The organism is Pseudoalteromonas sp. DY56-GL22 (genome assembly GCF_041414715.1).
In the GTDB taxonomy this organism is placed as follows: domain Bacteria; phylum Pseudomonadota; class Gammaproteobacteria; order Enterobacterales; family Alteromonadaceae; genus Pseudoalteromonas; species Pseudoalteromonas simplex.
Genome location: NZ_JANHZR010000006.1, coordinates 47,845 through 66,083, shown reverse-complemented (window position 1 = coordinate 66,083; position 18,239 = coordinate 47,845). Strand labels below are relative to the sequence as shown.

Genomic DNA, 18,239 nt, shown 5'->3' with positions numbered 1-18,239 from the left:
TACTGTTATTTCTCTTCTTTACTTTCTTTTAGTTTGCCGTTATTCGGGTCTTTTAGCACCGATAGTTTAGGCGGTTGAAGTGCCACAATACGTTCACCTACTTGTGGAGGTTTTTCCATATTTGTAGTGAACGGGCGAATTTTAATAGGCGTATCGTCATCATCGCTTTTTTCACCATTTAAAATAAATAATGGGATTGCTTCGCTATTAACTTCTTTATATTGATCCCAACTAAACTCTTCAGAAATACGCGTCGCACTAACTTTACCGCCTTTGGCAATTAAGCTGCTTAAACGGGCATAAGCGCCATTGTCGCCAAACAGAATTTGTCGTGACAAGAAGGTCGCACTGTCTTTATTCGCTTTTGCATGGTTAGTCGAAGAGCGCAAAGAAAATACATTCTTTTCGTCGAACAAATGCGAGAAGTATTGTACGCCTAATGCATTGTGATGGCGGTTAGGTGAAAGCGCGAGTACGCTACGAATTGTTGTTAATGGTAAATAACGCTCCGCATGCTCTGACTGCGGATTACCATAGTAACAAGGTAAGCCATCCATGCGTGCCATTTTACAGTTTTCCCATGCAGGATCAGATAAGTGCACCGGAATATTTTGATCTTTTAAGCCGCAAGCAATAGCACGGGCTACATGGTTTGCGCCAATAATTAAAATAGTATTTGGCGCAGGCTGGCGTACTTTTAATAACTTTGCCAACGGTGTTGCTGTAAGGCTTTGCAGTACTACAGTAATAATAATTACAGTAAATATAAGTGGCACTATTTTTTCAGCATCGGCAATGCCAGCTTCGACCATACTTAGAGCAAATACAGAGCCCACCGCAGCGGCAACGATACCCCGTGGTGCAATCCACGACAGAACTAAACGAGACTTAAGTGGTAAATCAGTTTTAAAGGTCGATATTGCAATACAGGCTGGGCGAGCCACAAAAAGCACGATGGCTAAGAAAATAAACACATCGCTATGTAACATCATTAAATCTGATAGCTGTAGTCGGGCTGCAAGTAAGATGAACAGTGATGAAATTAAGATCATCGAAAGGTCTTCTTTAAATTCAAGCACAGAGTCAATTTCGAGATCATCTTGGTTAGCAAGCCAAATACCAAACACGGTAACAGCGAGGAGGCCAGATTCATGGCTTAGGTGGTTCGAAACCGTAAAGCTAATCAGTACTAAGGCTAAAATGCCAAACTTGTGTAACTCAAATGGTAGCCATTCTCGGCGTATCAGCAATGTGGTAAGCCAACCGGCAACGACACCAATGGTTAAACCAACTCCCAGGGTTTTAAAGAGCGCGATAATGGTATGACTCAGTACTTCGCCTTGACCTACAAGCATGACAGCTTCAAATACTAGTACTGCGAATAATGCACCTATAGGGTCTATAACAATACCTTCCCAACGCAAGATGCGGTCAATATCTTGAGTAGGTCTCATAGAGTTTAACAGCGGCGCAATAACTGTAGGTCCAGTTACAACAAGCACCGCCCCAAGTACTGCAGCAACTCGCCAGTTCAGCTCTAAAATCCAATAAGCGCTGAAGCTGATTACTAAGCAAGTCGTGAGCATTCCAATAGAGCAGAGGTTACGAACTACCTTACCAATCCCTTTTAACTCTCTGAAGTGTAAGGTTAGTGAACCCTCAAATAAGATCACCGCCACACTTAAAGAAACTACAGGGAAGAGTAAATCACCCAGTAGAGCGTCAGGTTCTAGTACGCCACTAAATGGCCCTAAAACTAAACCTGTTAGTAGTAAAAATAAAATAGCGGGTACGCGAAACGCCCATGCGACCCACTGTGCTAATACTGAGCACAATGCGATCCCTGCTATATAAATTGCTGACATAGAATAAATTATCCTTTTGTTACTACTGTTCAAAAAAGGTCGAATCACATTATTTATGATGTAATGCAATCCTCAATTAGACCTTTGAAATAAAATTGCCTGCTTATTAAAGCTTACTCATCACTATAGACACAAGCAAACTTGATGCTTCAAATACGATTTTAGTCGTTATTACTACTTTTTGGGGTTATATCTAAAACAAAAGTCAGGTTTGCAGAGAAAAAATCATTAGGGCTAACATATGGTGATCTAACTTATTGTTAAAAAGTATTTATTTTTCCTATTTATGGCAAGTATAAAAGCTGTGATTACTTTTCGCCCTTGATCTTTACCCCTAATTTCCCGTATTATATTTCGTGTTCAAACAATTTGATATCTAAATGTTTATCGGTGTTGCTACAGTTTTCTAGAGCTTTACCTCTAAATAATCAATTGTTTGTAACAATTTTAGTGTTTTATACACTTTGTTTTCTAATTAAATAGAAATGAGCTTACCCGTGTTCAGTGTGTATTTATTACGTGTTGAATAGAATATAAGTTCATTATCTGGTCAATGTTTAGTTCCCATCGTGGCAGCTAAATCTCGGTCATACAATCTACACCCTATCTGTCGGTGTACCAGATTGTATAGGCTCTATGTATGTTGTTATTAATAAAAGCCTCACACAGCTTTTTACAGCGATACATAAACAACACTTATCTCTTTTTATCAACTTATGGTTTATAACCGTTTGGTCTACTGACTGAATAAAAGTTGTGCTATATCTAATCGCAGTACTTGCGTGGCGTAGTCGTGTGCATAGATAAGTTGTTTGGCAAAGTGATAATAGTCAGTGCGTTTAGTAAAGCTAAACGCGAGTCTTTTAATCAGTGGCAAATTGGCACTGAATAGATAGTAAAATGGAAAGTTGAACAGTTATGCAAAAGTTAAATTGGCGACGTATAGTACTAAAAGTAGGTAGCGCATTAATCGCACCCGAACAAGACGGGTGTCGCTCACGTTATTTACTGACCATTGCACAGTTCATCGTTCGCTGTCGAGCGCAAGGTATCGAAGTTATTTTAGTATCATCGGGTTCGGTAGCTGCTGGTTCGCATTTATTCCCTGAACAAGAAAAGCGTTCAGTGACGATGAAAAAAGCAATGGCTGCTGCCGGTCAGACAGAAATGATGGCGATGTGGGATCGTTTCTTTGATTTCCCATCGGCACAGATTTTATTAACTCATGGTGACTTACGTGACCGTGAGCGTTATACCAGTATTCGTGAAACAGTTTTCACCTTACTGGAACATGGTGTATTACCTATCATTAATGAGAATGACACGGTAACAACTGATGATTTAAAAGTTGGCGACAATGATAACTTGTCGGCAATGGTAGCCGCAGCGGCGGACGCAGACGCATTGATGATTTTTTCGGATGTTGATGGTCTATATGACAAAAATCCGAATTTACATGAAGATGCAGTGCTATTACCAGAAATTGATAGCATCGATGAATCAATTTACGCAATGGCCGGTTGTGCAACCAGTGCCGTTGGTACAGGTGGTATGAAAACGAAAATCGAAGCGGCTGAAAAAGCCACTTCACATGGTATTACAACCTTTATTTTAAATGGTTTTAAAGAAGAGACATTTAACCGACTGCTTGCGGGTGACAACCCAGGTACTATCTTCACACCATATGAAAAACCAATGCAAGAAGCAGTGCATTGGATGACTCACACAGCTAACGAGCAGGGTGAGGTTGTCGTTGAAGGTTCATTCGATGAATCATTAAAAGATGAAGACGGTTGTATTCGTAGCGATGAAATCGTTGCAGTACACGGAGAATTTGGCGTAGGCGATACCATTTTAGTTCGTAGTGATGATGGTACGCGTCTAGCAAAAGCAACAGCGAACTACAGTAGCTGTTTATTGAATTTTATTGCTGACAACGAGCAAAGTGAATTTAGCGAAAAAATGCAAGATTCAATCGGCCCAGTTGTTTCAGAGAAAGATATCGCATTATTGGAGAAGTCATGAGTTTAATTACGGATATTTCGAGTCAAGCTGCAAAAGCTGCAACCCAGTTAGCTTTACTTGATGCTGCTACTAAGAATCAAGTGTTAACTGAGATGGCAGAGGCGTTACGCGAAAGCAAAGCGTTTATCATCAAAGAGAACGAAAGCGATTTAGCGGCAGCACGTGATAATAACCTTGCTGCGTCTATGATTGACCGTTTAACGCTTAACGATGAACGCATTGAAGCAATGGCTGAAGGCATTGAAGTAATTGTTAGCCTTGATGATCCTGTTGGTCAATTACGTGAAATTTCAGAGCGTCCAAACGGTATTAAGATTAGCAAGATGCGCGTACCACTGGGTGTTGTGTGTATGATTTATGAAGCACGTCCAAATGTGACGGCTGATGCCGGTGCGTTATGCTTTAAATCGGGTAATGGTGTTATTTTACGTGGTGGTAAAGAAGCACTTCGCAGCTCGCAAGCAATCGCAAGTGTAATGCACAAAGTACTTGAAAAGCATGGTTTACCTGCTGCGTTGATTTCAGTGATCCCAGATCCAGACCGTGGTCTGCTCATGGAGCTGATGCAACAGCGTGACACTATTGATTTAATCATTCCGCGTGGTGGTGAAGGTTTAATTAATTTTGTAACAGAAAACAGTACTATTCCAGTGATCCAACACTTTAAAGGTGTATGTCACCTTTATGTAGATAAAGACGCTGATCTGAACGTAGCAATCAATTTACTATTAAATGGTAAAACCCAGCGTACAGGTGTGTGTAATGCCCTAGAAGGTTTAGTGGTTCATCAAGATATCGCTGATGAGTTTTTAAACCTATGTGCAGTTGTTCTTCGTCAAGAAGGCGTTAAAGTAAATGCAGATGCGAAAGCTGCCGAGTACTTTGATAATGCAACAGTACTTGCTGACGACGAGTTTGGTGAAGAGTACTTAGATTTAGAAATCGCAATTAAAGTTGTACCTGACTTTGCCGGTGCCATTGATCATATTGCTAAGTTTGGTTCAAACCACACTGAAGTGATTTGTACTAAAGACCAAGCTGCGGCGCAGTTATTCCAACGCAGTGTGGATGCATCTGTGGTAATGGTTAATGCATCATCGCGTTTTTCTGATGGTTCACAGTTAGGTTTAGGTGCCGAGATTGGCATTGCGACAACTAAGCTACATGCTTACGGTCCAATGGGTCTTGAGTCACTTACAACTGAAAAATACTTAGTGAATGGCGAAGGCCAAATTCGTGAGTAATCACTAAAAAGCAATTGCTTTAAAAAGCCGGGCTTTGCTCGGTTTTTTTGTGTCTAAAACAAATAAAATGAATCGAAATATGAATATGAGTTTGTTTAGATATTTAATTTGGCAGATTGCCTAAAGAGAGGTAGGAAAGTGGTGGAGCTAAGCAGGATCGAACTGCTGACCTCCTGCGTGCAAGGCAGGCGCTCTCCCAGCTGAGCTATAGCCCCACATTCCTAAATACAGGATGCTTAAGTCTTGCGTCTCAAGCGGGGTGAACTTTAAATATTTTTGCATTTGTGGTCAAGTATTTTTTTTAAAATGTTCGAATTTTTACTCTGTAGTTTTATTTTTGGTAGACTAAAGCGCATTCACTGTTTAAGGCTTATCCAATAATGAAAAAAATAGCATGGCTTTTGGTTGTTTTACTTGCCGGTTGCGCAAGCCAAGAAGAAGCGCCTCCTTTTGAAATCAATAATAAACAGTTTTACGAAAAGAATGACGAGCAAGGCAATAAAATCTTTGCCTATGTGGTGTCAGTTAAAGCACAGGGCAGACGCCCGATTAATCTCGATAAGCCAATGACACGCCGGCAGTTTAAAGATTTTGCCGAGCAAGAAGTATTTGAAGAGTCGAGCAACTTAAAACTTATGCTCGAAGACCAAGCGGTTGAATTATTAAATGAAGAGCTTAAAGAGCGACAATACTGCGACGATAAACACGTTATTGACGAAGTATTATGGCGTGATTTAAGTGTGCAATTACGAGGACGTTGTTTGTAAATGTATGCAGATAAAAGCAAGTTAGCTGCTACGCTAGCTCAATTAGATATTAATTATGATGTGATTGAGCATCCACCATTACACGGCAGCTTAGATGCCGATAAGTTTATGCTCGATAGACCGGGCACTCGATTAAAAAACCTGTTTTTACGAGATAACGAAGGTAAGCGCCACTTTTTAGTGATCACTGCTCACGATAAGCAGCTCGACTTAAAAGCCATTGCTCAGCAGCAGGGGTTATCTCGCTTAGGGTTTGCATCTGATGAGCGGTTAGCGCGTTATCTTAAAGTGCCACCGGGCTGTGTTTCTATGTTGGCACTGTTAAACGATAAGCAAAATAATGTCACTTTTTGGCTAGACCAAGAAATTTGGTTTAACGAGCTTTTTCATTGTCACCCTTTTGAAAATACTGCCACTTGGCTAATGAAAAAAGAGGACTTAGAGCTGTTTTTTGAAAGTACTGGGCATCAACCACGTATTGTATTTCTACCTGCCAAATAAACTAAGCTTAAACCTACTAAGCAGACTAAAAGTAGCACGGTCATAAAGGCAACTTGGCCGTGTTGCTGATATACCAGCCCTGGCAATAATGAACCTAATGCGCCACCGCTATAATAAAACGATACATAACCGCCATTGGTGACACTTGCAGGTGCACTGCTGATTTTATTTACCAATGGAGCGGCACTTGAGTGGATCACAAACATTGCACCGCAAAAGCCAGTAAAAGCAACCACAAATAATAGTATCTGTTGGCTCATCAATAACACCATCGTCAGGCTATAGAATACAAAAACCCAGGTTAGTAAACGCCAAGGTGTTGATGACTTTCGTAACAGCCAAGGTGTGGCTATGGAAGCCAGCGCGCCCAGCAAGTAGCCGCTGTAAACCAGTCCGATGTCTCGGGTGTTAGTGATAGCAAAACTGTCTTGCAGAATGAAAGGTAAATAATTTAACAGTGCCGCAAAACAAAAGAACATACAAAACACTGCTCCGTAGAGCTTTAATACCAACGGATCTTTTAATTGCTTCAGATACAACAGCGGCGACTTTGCAGCATGAATACTCGCGCCTTTACCTGATTTAGGAATGGCGAGTGCAAATAGTACTAACCCAAGCGCAATCACATAATAAAAACTTTGCCAGCTTAAAAAGTCAGTAAACAAGGCGGCGAGCATACGTCCGAAGTAGCCACCAACAATGGTACTGCCAATGTAAAGTGTCATATTACGTTGTAATTGGTCGGCCTGAAAAGTCACACCAATATAACTGGTCATAGCGGTGAGCGCCGCGGGTAGGGTGATCCCTTGTATAAAACGAACCAGCAATAGCAGCTCAAAGCTTGGTGCTAAAGTAAAAGCGATACAGCTGATTGCTAACACAAACATGGCAATCTTTAAAATTGTGAGTGGGTTTCGTTTAGCTAAAAATAAGCCATACACTAAAGGAGCAATGGCTAGTGGCAACATAGTTGCGGTCATTAAGCTACCAGCAGTGGCTGGCGATACAGAAAAATGACTGGCAAATAATCCAAGTAAGGGTTGTGGGGCGTATAAAACAAAGAAAATAAACACAGAGCAAAGTAACAAATGTCGCAGCTGCATTTTTAGCTCCCAAGAGGAAAAGCCCTAGCTTATCGGGTACAGGTTTTTTTACAAGTTCAAAGGCGACTAAAATGATAAATCTTGCGTTAAATCAATATGTCATGATTTCATCGCGTGTTAATCTCACATCAATATACTCGATTGCTGTGAATCAAGTGGGCTCAGTACTGTTATTTGTTGGCAGAGCTGATTAAAATAACCCTAATACGCATTAATAAATTGGAATTTCGTCATGGGTTCATTACAAGATCAATTACTTAAGGCTGGTCTTACTACGGCACATAAAGCTAAAGTAGCCAAAACAGAAAAGCGCAAACAGCAAAAGAAGAAAAAGAAAGGCGCCACGAGTAATCCTAGCGATCTGCAAAAACATATTGAACAAACTAAGCTTGAGCAGCAGAAAAAAGCCGACGAGCTTAATAAAGCGCGTTTAGAAGAGCAAAAGCAACGTGAGCAAGTAGCGCGCATTAAACAGATTTTAGAGCATCACAACCAAGATGAAATCCGTGGTGATCGCACATTTAACTTCACTTATCAAAATAAAGTGAAAGAGCTCGAAGTAAATGAAAAAACACAAAAGGCCCTAGCTGGTGGCCGATTAGCAATTTGTGTTTTAGAAGGCCAATTTTTTGTACTGGAAGACGAACCAGCACGAAAAGTCGCTGAAGTCAGCGAAGACTACATAGTGTTCCATGTTGAGCCTGAAGATAAGCAAAAGGATGAAGATGATCCGTATGCTGATTTTGAAGTACCTGATGATTTAATTTGGTAGTGACTGTTTCTATTGCCGTTACAATTTTCGGGTGCAATATTGTTAAATCATGGTCTACACTAAAGAAAATGTTTAATAACCCGTCAAAAAAGAGAAAATAGATATGAGCAAGATCACGAAAATTTTATGTGGGGCTGGCATTGCAATGGCTGCAAGCCTATCTTTCAACACTATGGCTGCGGATGGTGCAACACTATACACAGCTAAGCTTTGCCAAACTTGCCACGGTGCAGAAGGTAAAGCGCCTATCATGCCTCAGTACCCTAAATTAAATGGTCAAAATAAAGAGTACTTACTAGCACAAATGAAAGACATTAAGTCAGGTGCGCGTAGCAACGGTATGGCTGCTGCGATGAAAGCAATGGTTGCAAACGTATCTGAAGAAGAAATGGCTGCCATTGCTGATTACTTATCACAAGTAAAATAAACACCATTTTAGCGTGAAAAGGCCACATCAATTGATGTGGCCTTTTTGTATCACCTATTGATCATCTATTAATAGTAATTTAGACTTCTATACATCTATTTGTGCAGTGTCACATATACAAGGTTTTCCATGTTTGACTTACCAAAACTCGATTTAAAAAATAAAGTATCTGAACAAGAATGGCAGCTTCGTGTTGATTTAGCAGCATGTTACCGTTTAGTTGAGCACTTTAGATGGGGGGATTTAATTTATACCCACCTATCGGCACGTTTACCGGGCACAGATCACTATTTAGTTAATGCATTTGGTCTTAGTTTTGATGAAGTGACGGCATCAAACCTTGTAAAGGTGGATTTAGCTGGCAATATTCTTGATGACACGCCATTTAAAATTAATCCGGCTGGTTTCACTATTCACAGCGCTATTCATGAAGTTCGTGATGACGCTCACTGTGTTATTCATTTACACACAAAAGAAACCATTGCCGTTGCAACGCAAGAAAAAGGCCTATTGCCACTTAGCCAATACTCAATGTTCTCATTGCCATCATTGTCTTATCATGGCTACGAAGGGTTAGCGGTAAACAGTGATGAGAAAAAGCGTCTACAAGATGATTTAGGCACCACTAATCACATGTTATTGGTTAATCACGGTGGCTTAACTGTTGGCCCAACGGTGGGGGATGCCTTTATGCGCTTTTATGATTTGCAGCGCGCCTGTGAAATTCAATTGGCTATTCAAGCCAGTGGTCAAACGGCAATCCCGGTACCACAACCTATTATCGATAATATTTATAATCAAGCGAATGTCGTGCATAGCGGCAGCACCGGTGGTCAGTTAGCTTGGCCAGCCATGTTGCGTAAAGCTTATCGTCTTGATCCTAGTTTTGCTCAGTAAGGAGTAACCATGAAAGTTAATCGCGTCGAAGTGTTCGATATTCATTGTCCAGACAGACCTGCTTGGACACCTGTTTTTGTGCGTATTCACACCGATGAAGGTATTAGCGGTGTGGGTGAAGCGGGTCTGGCTTATGATTTAGGTCATAGTGCAGCTGCGGCAATGATCAAAGAAATGGCTGATGCCTTTTTAATTGGTCATGACCCATTTCAAACAGAAAAACTGTGGTCACGAATGCTGCGCGAAAGCTTTTGGGGTTTAGGTGGCGGTCCTGTTGTGTATGCAGCAATGAGCGCCATTGATACTGCACTTTGGGATATTAAAGGTAAAGCATTAGGCTTGCCTGTTTACCAACTATTAGGTGGTAAAGTTAACGATAAGCTACGTACTTATGCATCACAATTACAGTTTGACTGGGACAGCGAATTTAAAGCGCTTGTTCACCCAGAAGAATACGCAGAAGCAGCGCTTAAGGCGATGGCTGAAGGGTATGATGCGGTAAAAGTTGACCCAATCCAGTACGATAAAAACGGCAATACTTATTACGATCGCACTAACATTATTTCTCGTGCAGAAATGAAATTATATCGTGCGCGTATGCAGGCTATTCGTGAAGCAGTCGGTGACGAAGTTGACATTATTTTTGAGTGTCACAGTTTACCAGGCGCAACATCAGCAATTCAAATTGGTGAAATTGCTGAAGAGTTCGATTGTATGTATTACGAAGAGCCTGTGAATTACTTAAATCATTCATTACACGCAAAAGTTGCTGACAAAGTAGCGGTGCCAATTGCAGGTGGTGAACGTTTGTATAACCGCTGGGGGGTGCGTCCATACTTAGAAGATCAAAGTATTGATGTGCTACAGCCAGACTTAGGCTTGTGTGGTGGTTTCACTGAAACTAAGAAAGTGTGTGATTATGCTGATATCTTTGATGTGCGTATTCAAGCTCACGTGTGTGGCGGCCCTGTAGCAACTGCAGCTTCGTTACACTTAGAAACTGCGATTCCTAACTTCTTAATTCACGAACATCACACCTACGCGATTAAGAAATGGAACCGTGAATTGTGTATTCAAGATCCACAACCTAAAAATGGTTTCTTCCAAGTATCAGAAGAGCCAGGTATCGGTATTGAATTAAATGATGAAGTCGTTATGCGATCTCAACGTGTTGAGATTAAGTAATATTCACCAACATATTATAAAAAAAAGCCCGCAAGGGCTTTTTTTATATCTACTTTTTAGCTTTGAATTAATCAACTGGTTTGCATTTCACCAAAGGAAGAGGCTCGGTCGCTTTACTATCTAAATGGCGCACAAAGCATATTTGGTTTTTAATAAGTAGCTCAAAGCGTTCTGGCATTGACAGTTGCTTGCCCATTATAAGGTTACCTTGCCCATCCATTACATTCATACTGTCAGTGACAAGCACACTGGTATTCATAAAAGCATCATCAGCAACAGCAATTGGCTTGCTGTGCATCAACCTTGCGATGCCTTGCGCTATTAGTTCACTTTGCGGCTCAGTAAGCCGTGCATGTTGCAATTTAGGTGTAGGCTCTTGGCTTTGAGCACTACAGCCTAGTAAGGTCAAAAGCATTAATAAGCTAGCTAATTGAACTCTCATGATTCGCTCCTATTGCTTCAATATTTTACTTTGTTGAAGCAAGGTTGAAGTTCGTATATCACGTACTTGCGGCGTATCGTTATAAGTAGCAGGTGCAAAGCCTTGCTCACTGACTGTTGAAGTAGCTACTGGACAGCGTCCATTCTCTCGATAGCTAAGTGCAGCACTGAGCATTGCTTCATTTTCATCGCCTAGTTGGTGAGTGAAATCATCAGCAATTGCACAGCCTGGGATTTTTACAGGTTGAAATTCACTATCGTTGCTGTTTTGTGGTGAGAAACCATCAGCATACTCACCAAACCCTTTATTATTGACGCCAGTAAATTGAATACTGAAGTATGTGGTATCGCAATTATCAGTTGGATAAAAACCATAGGGTTTACCGCAAGTTGTTTCGCCTATTTGAATTACTTCTATATTAGCGCCCCTAAGGCCATTGATCACAGCTTCACTTGCTGAGCAGGTACTGTCTGTTGTCAGCACAAAGACTCGCTCTAAATTTAGAGAAGGTAACGAAGTACCAGGCGTAATCGCAGGATTGTCTGCAAAACCTAAAAACTCATTAGTAAACTGAACAGGCTCTAAGCGCTCCCCAGTAATAGGGTTAAAAGTTGGGTGTTGATCATTAAAAATAGTCTGTTCAAATATTTTGCCACTGGTATTACTCTCGCCTGCCACCATATAAGCAACCTGACTTGCCATTTGAAGGAATCCGCCTGGGTTGTAACGCATATCAATAATTAAATCTTTAACATTACTTGCTGCTAAGCTGTTAAATGCGTCGTACAGAGGTTTTTCTGCAACTGCATTATGGCGATTAAACTGGAAATAACCCACTTCACCATCCGCAAATGTTTTAACGTTACTAACCGCTTGGCCAGTAATAGTTTGTGCAGTCATGCTCACTTCACGAATTTCACTGGTATTTATATCTCGAAATACAAATGAAGTAACTTTGCCGGACTCAGATGGAAATAGGCCTGCATTCAATATATCAACCTCTGCTTGGGTCGTTGCATTTACAAAGTCGACACCATCCACTTCGATTACTTCTAATCCTCGGCCAAGATTCAAGTTTGATGCAGGAGAGTTTGGCTCAGTATAGGAAATAATGCCTTGGCGGGGGGCGCCCGCACTTATCAATCTAAGTTTGAAACCATAACCAAAAGATTGCCCTGATTGGCTTTGAGCTTGCCATTCAGCTGTGGGTAAACTACTGTGGAAATTATCTTTTTTAGCACCTGAATCTGTAGTGTTTTCAGTTTTTAATAAAGCGAAATAATTTAATACCCCTTCAGTTAGTGCGGGGTCTCGATCAACTATTTCGTCATACCACAGATAAGTTTCATGACTCCAAGCTCGTAACCAATGCTTCTCATTGAGTGCTTGGCATTGTTGATCAAATTTGCTTGATGGCTCAAATACACCTTGAGTCCAAGTGATGTCTTCACTAGCAATTACGTCTGAATCTGAACTGCCGGAACCACCGCAACCAACTAAAATCAGTGAGCAAATAAGGGCACTACTTGCCATCGGTTTTTTTAAAGCATTAAACATAAAACAGAGTTCCAGATAAATTAACTTATTTGAATATAGCTAGTTTTTAAGCAATTAGATAGATTTCGTAGGCGTTTTTATAGCTAAGTTGATGCCATAAACTCGGCAGCGAGCATAGTGAGTGATAGTGTTGCCAGCAGTTTTCGTAACTAGTATTTATTTGGCATACAGGAAAGTTACTGGCAAACATAACGCGATGCTCACCAAAGTACTTAACTAAATTATCAACCAGCCATAGGTGTTTGTTTGTGGCAATTTGTGTGAACTCCAACCCTGAGAACTTTATCGCGATATTATCGCAGCGGCTGAGTTTAATGATTGCTTCAAGCCATCTTTGCTCATCACTAATAAAGCCTAAATGATTAATCACCACTCGTAGTGATGGTAGTGCTGTGCAATACTTAATAAGCTGCTCAGTTATCTGTATGTTTTCAATTTCAAACTGTGCTTCAAAGTGTAAGTTTTCGGCTGCGATAAAAGCTAGATTATCTAGGCAGTGGGGAGTTAATAAGCGCCTAGCTTCATCACCTTCTGTTATATCGCGAATACCAACTAAAGATGGATGTTCTAACTTATTGAGTGACGCTTCAAATTGCTTGGGAGATGCGTCAATCGGGCTGTAGCTGATTGCGCGATACGGAATGTCGTCTAAATGCGTTGCAAGCCAATTGAGCTCATTAATTGGTGCTTGATTATCAAAGCCAGCTTCAATATGCACCAAGGCTTCTAGTTGAAATGGACAAGCAGCTTTAAGTTCAGAAGCGACAATTTGCTTTTTAATTTTATCTAGATTTGGCCAAGCGGGGGGATTACTACCTTGTAGCCAAGTGTATTGACCCTCAGTGAGGTTAAAAAAGTGCACATGAGGGTCAATAATTTTGTCGCTCATTGCGTGGTGTATCCACCATCAATACTTTGTAAGCTGCCAGTAATAAAGCTCGCTTCTGGGCTTATTAAAAAATTAACCAAAGCAGCAATTTCTTCGGGTTGCCCTAAACGGCCTAACGGCTGCAGCGCGGCTTCTTCAGCAACAATCTCTGCTTTATCTGCACCACTGCGCTGACAGTAGGCATCAATCGCATTATGAAACAGTGGTGTTTCTATTGTACCTGGGCACACAGCGTTAGCACGAATGTTAAACGCGGCATAATCCAGCGCTGTCGTTTTTGCCATTGAAGCCAGTGCATGCTTGGTCAGGTTATAAGCAAACGAGTTTGGTTTGCCGATAATTGCCTGATCAGAGGCAACCACTACAATACTGCCGCCTTGCTGACTTTTCATGCTAGGTAATACAGCTTGAATTGCGGCATAGGCACCTTTCACATTGAGCGCAAATAGGGCATCAAACGTTGCTTCGTCGGTATTTTCAATGTTGGCACTTAAATGACGACCCGCATTAGAAATTAAAGCATCGACACGACCCTCTTCTGCAACAATATCGGCGATAGCCGACTTCACTTGCTGAGTATCACTGACATCACAGTGGCGATAATTGCCTTCTGATGGGGTAATATCTAAGTTATAAACTGTGTAGGCTTCACGTTCTAAACGCTCGACTATCGCTTTGCCAATACCTTTACTGCCACCGGTGACAATTGCAACGTTTGTCATTATTTACCCTTAGTGGCTGTGGCCACAACCGCCTTCACCGTGCACGTGGCCGTGAGATAATTCTTCCGCTGTCGCTTGGCGAACATTAATTACTTCAACGTCAAATGTCAGCGTTTTACCTGCAAATGGATGGTTTAAGTCACAATCTGCGTTGAAACGACCTACTTTAACGATAGTTACTTGGTGACGACCTTGATTTGAATGAACGATAGCAGTCATACCTGGCTTCCACACTTTTGTGTTGCCTTGTAAGTGCTTAAGTGGAATACGTTGAATTAGGTTATCAACGCGTTCGCCGTAAGATTCGCTAGGCTCAAGTGTTACGCTAAAATTATCGCCAGCCGCTTTACCTTCAAGGGCTTTCTCAAGACCAGGAAGCATGCCTTCAGTACCATGGATATATGAAAGTGGCTCGCCATCTTTACTTGATTCGATTTGCTCGCCTGCTTCACTAAGTGTGTAGTGAAACTCAACTGCTGCGTCTTTACTGATCTGCATGTTATTTCTCTTTAGAATTTAAATATAGGCACTGATTTTACGCTAACCACAAGTGCTGAGCAATCAAGGCTTTTTCAATGAGCTTTCAATCCCTGACAGCATGGTTTCACTTGCTGGCACTTGTGGCTCAGTTGGCTTAGCTTGAGGTAAGTGCAATGTTAAAATAGTACCGGGTTTTAAAATGCTGGTAGCGCTGAGCTTATTCCACGTTGCAATATCTTTATGCGGTACATCATAAAGTTGACTAATACTCCAAATTGAGTCTCCAGGTTTAACCTGATAGTCGATAGCGATTGTAGAAATGACTTCTTCATGTTGCTCAAGGTAGGGACTGATATTGTAATCAACCAATAATGATTCCGGCATGGTTTGTGGTTGTGATAAGCGCAATTGTTCACCTACCTTAATCAAATTTGTTGTTTTATCGTTGAGAGTTTTTAGATCTTTTACAGACATTTTAAAACGCCTTGAAATACTGTAGAGGGTATCGTCTTTTTGTACTGTGTATTCTCCAGCAAAATTGTTGCGAAACAGTTTGCTTTGTAACAGCGTACGGCGCTCTATTGGCAGAAGTAAAGTATGTGGGCCATTCGGGGAACTTTGGTTTTTTAAATACCCTGGATTTAATTTATGGAGCTGATTATGGCCGATGCCAGATAAATTAGCGATCACTGAAAAATCAAATTGTTGGCCTACATCAAACTCTGTGGTGAGTGCTTTATTCGCTAATTTCGGGCGTTTTAAACCTTTTTCTGGGTGCTTTAGTAAATAGCTAAGCGCCAAAAGTTTAGGAATATATTCAGCGGTTTCTTTTGGTAACGATAACGACCAATAATCAGTTTTCTTGCCAAGCTTTTTATTTTTTTCGATCGCTTTTTTAACGCGTCCTTCACCACTGTTATAGGCGGCAAGGGCATGCAGCCAATCACCATCAAAGCGTTTATGTAAGTAACTTAAATAAGCTAATGCGGCATCGGTTGAAGCAAGTATGTCTTGGCGGCCGTCATACCATTGGTCGCTTTGCACACCAAAATGATAAGCTGTCGCGCCGACTAGCTGCCAAACACCTACCGCTTGCTCTGATGATCGTATTGTTGGTCTAAAATCACTTTCAACAAAGGGTAATAAGGCCAATTCCATCGGTAGCTTTTGTTGTTCGATACGTGTGACGATATGGTACAAATAGGGTGCAGCACGTTTATTCACTTTAATTAGGTAATTGGGTTGTTTTAAATACCATTTTACTCGTGCAGATGTATGTTTATTGGTTTGAAATACCAGCGTTAAATTGTTGGCGATATGCTGCCATAGATCTTTCGCGCGAGGCTTTGCTAGTGGAATATTATTGACTGCTATGGGCGCAGCAATAGGGCGAGGTTCGACAGCTGTTGAATCGACAAACTCACTAGGTGCTTGTTGGGTTGTTAAATCGGGCTCGTAATGGCTAAAAATCTCCGGCCTTGCCCGTTGCTGTTCTGTTTCTTGCTGAGTTAGTTGGCATCCTTGTAAGCCAATAAACAAGCTCAGCAAAAGTAAATATTTCAAACTTACTTGAGCCATATAATAAAATCCTTTTACTATTTTAGCCCTATTTTGACAACTTGCCCTGTTTAAGTCCAGCTTCTAAAAACATAGAAAACGCTCTTTCACCCACTTCATCTAGCTGGTATTGCTGTTTTATCTCAGTAGGAAAAAGCGGAATTAATTCACTAACGGGCTTATCTGGTGAGGAGTTTGTCATCTCTTGAATGGTTTTTAAAAACCTTAAAGGGAGTGCAAGTTCAGCAGGTGTCAGTGGCTTACCGTGACCCGGTAAAATAGTTGTCAGTGTGGTATTTTTTTGAATATCTTGCAGCGCACTTATCCAGCTAGAAAACGAGCCATGTCCTGGGTAGGGTAAGCTGTCGACTATATCGCCACCCAATAGCACGCGACCTTGATCGGCACTAAGGGTCAGATCACCCTTAGTATGCGCTTGGTAGGGTGTAATAACGATGGGGTAGTTACCAAGGTCTAGCTGTGTTGATTCAGTAATGTTAATAGCTGGTGGGTTCAGGGTGAGCTCTCGCCAGCGAAATAAGCGTTTTTTAGCAAGTTCTAGTTTGTCGCGCCAAACTGCTTGCTGATCTTCAGGTTGATTGGCAAGGCGTTGATAGCTCAGTTCTATGCTTTTTTCATAACCATCTAATTTATCAGTCAATGCTTGCTGCATTGCAACAAACTCAGTCGCTACTTGCTGATGTACGATGAGCTTAGCTTCAGGGAACTCAGCCTGTAGAACGGCCAAGCCTAGTAGATGATCATCATGATAATGACTCGCCACTAAATAACATAATGGTGTTTTTAAGCGTTTTTTTAGCTGCTCTGCGAGCTTTTCTACTTCGGCAAAGTTACCACTGGCATCAAACATTAAGGAACATTCTTTACCCTCTATCAGCACTTGATTCGAATCGTAAAAACGCAGCTTATTTTGTTGTTGTAGAAATTGGATTTCGGGAGTGATGCTATGCCAGCTAACGCTTGCTTTGGCGCTATAGCTTACGAAAAGACAGATTAAAAAAGCACAAAATCGCATGGTGTTTCGCTCGAATAGGTGTCAGTGCTGTTGATTGTAAACAAAAAAAGCGCCAGATGCGCTTTTTTCTAAATACTAAGGTGTTGGCTGAGCTTATCTATTAAGCTGTCATGTTGTTGCTCTTGTTCTGCTTGTTGCGATTTTACTTCAAGCAATTCATGACTTAGATGCAATGCTGCCATCAGCAACGCTTTTTGGTCATTGCGAACCGATGAGCGTTGTTTCATTTGCTCCACTAAGTCATTCAAATTTTGTGCAGCAGCAACTAGGGCATGCTCTTGCCCAGGAGGGCAAGAAAACTCATGTTCTTTACCTAGTAGCTCTACGGTGACCCGCTGACTTTGTGGGCTGCTCATTAGCTAGCCTGTTGAACGCTTTGTAATTTCTCAAGCAGGCCAGTCAATGTGCTACTTGTATCTTTTTGTTTTTCTTCGTTTTCGAGTACTTCTAGTTGCAGAGTTTCGTTCTCATCTAAAAGCTTCGCGGTTTGTTCTTGTAAGCTTTTAACTTCACTTTCAAGTTCGCTGTTGCGAAGGATTAATTTGTCGATCAGTTGTTCGAGTTGGGAAAGAGTTTCGTTATTCATAAATGCGCTCATAAAACTGTGATTATTGTCATGCAAATGTAAAGGAAAGTGTCTTGATATGCCAGCATTTACGGCCGTTTTAGGGGATTTTTATTTATTATTAAGGTGTAATTCAGCGTAGCGGCTTTTTTATTCATTTATGATTCACCAAAGCGCCAGATGCTAGGATCATTTTCTGTTTATC

General features: G+C 41.1%; 20 protein-coding genes and 1 tRNA gene. 9 read left to right on the top strand and 12 right to left on the bottom strand.

The genetic code is table 11. The features are described from left to right. Positions 1–5: 5 nt before the first annotated feature. Positions 6–1,865: a sodium:proton antiporter gene (locus tag NO991_RS14030; RefSeq protein ID WP_054552441.1), complete on the bottom strand. Its 1,860-nt coding sequence runs from the start codon at positions 1,863–1,865 to the stop codon at positions 6–8. A gap of 918 nt (positions 1,866–2,783) precedes the next feature. Here NO991_RS14030 and proB point away from each other — a divergent pair. Beyond that, positions 2,784–3,890 (top strand): glutamate 5-kinase, encoded by a 1,107-nt coding sequence (gene proB / locus NO991_RS14025; protein ID WP_054552442.1) that lies wholly within the window; start codon positions 2,784–2,786, stop codon positions 3,888–3,890. Next, positions 3,887–5,134, top strand: a complete 1,248-nt coding sequence (locus NO991_RS14020) for a glutamate-5-semialdehyde dehydrogenase (RefSeq protein ID WP_054552443.1) — start codon at positions 3,887–3,889, stop codon at positions 5,132–5,134. The genes proB and NO991_RS14020 overlap by 4 nt, the downstream gene beginning before the upstream one ends. A 139-nt stretch (positions 5,135–5,273) precedes the next feature. Here NO991_RS14020 and NO991_RS14015 read toward each other — a convergent pair. Next, a tRNA-Ala gene (locus NO991_RS14015) sits at positions 5,274–5,349 on the bottom strand. Between the two features lie 165 nt (positions 5,350–5,514). On the opposite strand from NO991_RS14015, the gene NO991_RS14010 reads away from it, so the two are divergent. Together NO991_RS14010 and NO991_RS14005 are read left to right on the top strand one after the other, a co-directional pair. Further along, a complete protein-coding gene (locus NO991_RS14010; protein WP_054552444.1) occupies positions 5,515–5,901 on the top strand; it encodes a hypothetical protein in 387 nt (128 codons plus the stop codon). Next, positions 5,902–6,402 (top strand): prolyl-tRNA synthetase associated domain-containing protein, encoded by a 501-nt coding sequence (locus NO991_RS14005; RefSeq protein ID WP_054552445.1) that lies wholly within the window; start codon positions 5,902–5,904, stop codon positions 6,400–6,402. On the opposite strand, the gene NO991_RS14000 is transcribed toward NO991_RS14005, so the two are convergent. Beyond that, positions 6,369–7,505 (bottom strand): MFS transporter, encoded by a 1,137-nt coding sequence (locus NO991_RS14000; RefSeq protein ID WP_054552446.1) that lies wholly within the window; start codon positions 7,503–7,505, stop codon positions 6,369–6,371. The genes NO991_RS14005 and NO991_RS14000 overlap by 34 nt on opposite strands. 71 nt (positions 7,506–7,576) lie before the next feature. Here NO991_RS14000 and NO991_RS13995 point away from each other — a divergent pair, with 71 nt between their 5' ends. The 5 genes from NO991_RS13995 (at position 7,577) to NO991_RS13975 (ending at position 10,786) form a co-directional block, all read left to right on the top strand. Further along, positions 7,577–7,699, top strand: a complete 123-nt coding sequence (locus NO991_RS13995; RefSeq protein WP_267237900.1) for a hypothetical protein — start codon at positions 7,577–7,579, stop codon at positions 7,697–7,699. 38 nt (positions 7,700–7,737) lie between these two features. Further along, positions 7,738–8,277: a DUF2058 domain-containing protein gene (locus tag NO991_RS13990; protein ID WP_054552447.1), complete on the top strand. Its 540-nt coding sequence runs from the start codon at positions 7,738–7,740 to the stop codon at positions 8,275–8,277. A 103-nt stretch (positions 8,278–8,380) separates the two neighbouring features. After that, on the top strand, positions 8,381–8,704 hold the full coding sequence (locus tag NO991_RS13985) for a c-type cytochrome (protein ID WP_054552448.1): 324 nt from the start codon (positions 8,381–8,383) through the stop codon (positions 8,702–8,704). Positions 8,705–8,833: 129 nt separating this feature from the next. Then, positions 8,834–9,601 carry a class II aldolase/adducin family protein gene (locus NO991_RS13980; protein WP_054552449.1) on the top strand — a complete coding sequence of 256 codons (768 nt, stop codon included), beginning with the start codon at positions 8,834–8,836 and terminating at the stop codon, positions 9,599–9,601. A 9-nt stretch (positions 9,602–9,610) separates the two neighbouring features. Next, a complete protein-coding gene (locus NO991_RS13975) occupies positions 9,611–10,786 on the top strand; it encodes a mandelate racemase/muconate lactonizing enzyme family protein (RefSeq protein ID WP_054552450.1) in 1,176 nt (391 codons plus the stop codon). 67 nt (positions 10,787–10,853) lie between these two features. Here the strand turns inward: NO991_RS13975 and NO991_RS13970 are convergent, their stop codons facing one another. The 9 genes from NO991_RS13970 to NO991_RS13930 form a co-directional block, all read right to left on the bottom strand. After that, positions 10,854–11,228, bottom strand: coding sequence for a hypothetical protein (locus NO991_RS13970; protein WP_054552451.1), 375 nt, complete (start codon positions 11,226–11,228; stop codon positions 10,854–10,856). Between the two features lie 9 nt (positions 11,229–11,237). Next, the gene (locus tag NO991_RS13965) at positions 11,238–12,785 is read right to left on the bottom strand and encodes a S41 family peptidase (protein ID WP_371352134.1); all 1,548 of its coding nucleotides are present in this window, start codon (positions 12,783–12,785) and stop codon (positions 11,238–11,240) included. 46 nt (positions 12,786–12,831) lie between these two features. Continuing rightward, positions 12,832–13,674, bottom strand: coding sequence for an amidohydrolase (locus tag NO991_RS13960; protein ID WP_300362941.1), 843 nt, complete (start codon positions 13,672–13,674; stop codon positions 12,832–12,834). Continuing rightward, positions 13,671–14,396, bottom strand: a complete 726-nt coding sequence (locus NO991_RS13955; RefSeq protein WP_300362939.1) for an SDR family NAD(P)-dependent oxidoreductase — start codon at positions 14,394–14,396, stop codon at positions 13,671–13,673. The genes NO991_RS13960 and NO991_RS13955 overlap by 4 nt, the downstream gene beginning before the upstream one ends. A gap of 9 nt (positions 14,397–14,405) precedes the next feature. After that, positions 14,406–14,894: a peptidylprolyl isomerase gene (locus NO991_RS13950; protein WP_054552455.1), complete on the bottom strand. Its 489-nt coding sequence runs from the start codon at positions 14,892–14,894 to the stop codon at positions 14,406–14,408. 63 nt (positions 14,895–14,957) lie between these two features. Continuing rightward, entirely contained in the window at positions 14,958–16,454 is a 1,497-nt protein-coding gene (locus tag NO991_RS13945) for a LysM peptidoglycan-binding domain-containing protein (RefSeq protein WP_235373521.1), read from the bottom strand. A 28-nt stretch (positions 16,455–16,482) separates the two neighbouring features. After that, on the bottom strand, positions 16,483–17,469 hold the full coding sequence (locus tag NO991_RS13940) for an MBL fold metallo-hydrolase (protein WP_300363128.1): 987 nt from the start codon (positions 17,467–17,469) through the stop codon (positions 16,483–16,485). Between the two features lie 68 nt (positions 17,470–17,537). Beyond that, positions 17,538–17,825 (bottom strand): cell division protein ZapA, encoded by a 288-nt coding sequence (locus tag NO991_RS13935; protein WP_054552457.1) that lies wholly within the window; start codon positions 17,823–17,825, stop codon positions 17,538–17,540. Continuing rightward, positions 17,825–18,055: a hypothetical protein gene (locus NO991_RS13930; protein WP_054552458.1), complete on the bottom strand. Its 231-nt coding sequence runs from the start codon at positions 18,053–18,055 to the stop codon at positions 17,825–17,827. The genes NO991_RS13935 and NO991_RS13930 overlap by 1 nt, the downstream gene beginning before the upstream one ends. Between the last annotated feature and the right edge of the window lie 184 nt (positions 18,056–18,239).

Bases quoted from the DNA above. Each gene is read 5' to 3' on its own strand.
- NO991_RS14030 (WP_054552441.1), bottom strand. From the start codon at position 1,865: ATGTCAGCAATTTATATAGCAGGGATCGCATTGTGCTCAGTATTAGCA.
- proB (WP_054552442.1), top strand. From the start codon at position 2,784: ATGCAAAAGTTAAATTGGCGACGTATAGTACTAAAAGTAGGTAGCGCA.
- NO991_RS14020 (WP_054552443.1), top strand. From the start codon at position 3,887: ATGAGTTTAATTACGGATATTTCGAGTCAAGCTGCAAAAGCTGCAACC.
- NO991_RS14010 (WP_054552444.1), top strand. From the start codon at position 5,515: ATGAAAAAAATAGCATGGCTTTTGGTTGTTTTACTTGCCGGTTGCGCA.
- NO991_RS14005 (WP_054552445.1), top strand. From the start codon at position 5,902: ATGTATGCAGATAAAAGCAAGTTAGCTGCTACGCTAGCTCAATTAGAT.
- NO991_RS14000 (WP_054552446.1), bottom strand. From the start codon at position 7,505: ATGCAGCTGCGACATTTGTTACTTTGCTCTGTGTTTATTTTCTTTGTT.
- NO991_RS13995 (WP_267237900.1), top strand. From the start codon at position 7,577: ATGATAAATCTTGCGTTAAATCAATATGTCATGATTTCATCGCGTGTT.
- NO991_RS13990 (WP_054552447.1), top strand. From the start codon at position 7,738: ATGGGTTCATTACAAGATCAATTACTTAAGGCTGGTCTTACTACGGCA.
- NO991_RS13985 (WP_054552448.1), top strand. From the start codon at position 8,381: ATGAGCAAGATCACGAAAATTTTATGTGGGGCTGGCATTGCAATGGCT.
- NO991_RS13980 (WP_054552449.1), top strand. From the start codon at position 8,834: ATGTTTGACTTACCAAAACTCGATTTAAAAAATAAAGTATCTGAACAA.
- NO991_RS13975 (WP_054552450.1), top strand. From the start codon at position 9,611: ATGAAAGTTAATCGCGTCGAAGTGTTCGATATTCATTGTCCAGACAGA.
- NO991_RS13970 (WP_054552451.1), bottom strand. From the start codon at position 11,228: ATGAGAGTTCAATTAGCTAGCTTATTAATGCTTTTGACCTTACTAGGC.
- NO991_RS13965 (WP_371352134.1), bottom strand. From the start codon at position 12,785: ATGTTTAATGCTTTAAAAAAACCGATGGCAAGTAGTGCCCTTATTTGC.
- NO991_RS13960 (WP_300362941.1), bottom strand. From the start codon at position 13,674: ATGAGCGACAAAATTATTGACCCTCATGTGCACTTTTTTAACCTCACT.
- NO991_RS13955 (WP_300362939.1), bottom strand. From the start codon at position 14,396: ATGACAAACGTTGCAATTGTCACCGGTGGCAGTAAAGGTATTGGCAAA.
- NO991_RS13950 (WP_054552455.1), bottom strand. From the start codon at position 14,894: ATGCAGATCAGTAAAGACGCAGCAGTTGAGTTTCACTACACACTTAGT.
- NO991_RS13945 (WP_235373521.1), bottom strand. From the start codon at position 16,454: ATGGCTCAAGTAAGTTTGAAATATTTACTTTTGCTGAGCTTGTTTATT.
- NO991_RS13940 (WP_300363128.1), bottom strand. From the start codon at position 17,469: ATGCGATTTTGTGCTTTTTTAATCTGTCTTTTCGTAAGCTATAGCGCC.
- NO991_RS13935 (WP_054552457.1), bottom strand. From the start codon at position 17,825: ATGAGCAGCCCACAAAGTCAGCGGGTCACCGTAGAGCTACTAGGTAAA.
- NO991_RS13930 (WP_054552458.1), bottom strand. From the start codon at position 18,055: ATGAATAACGAAACTCTTTCCCAACTCGAACAACTGATCGACAAATTA.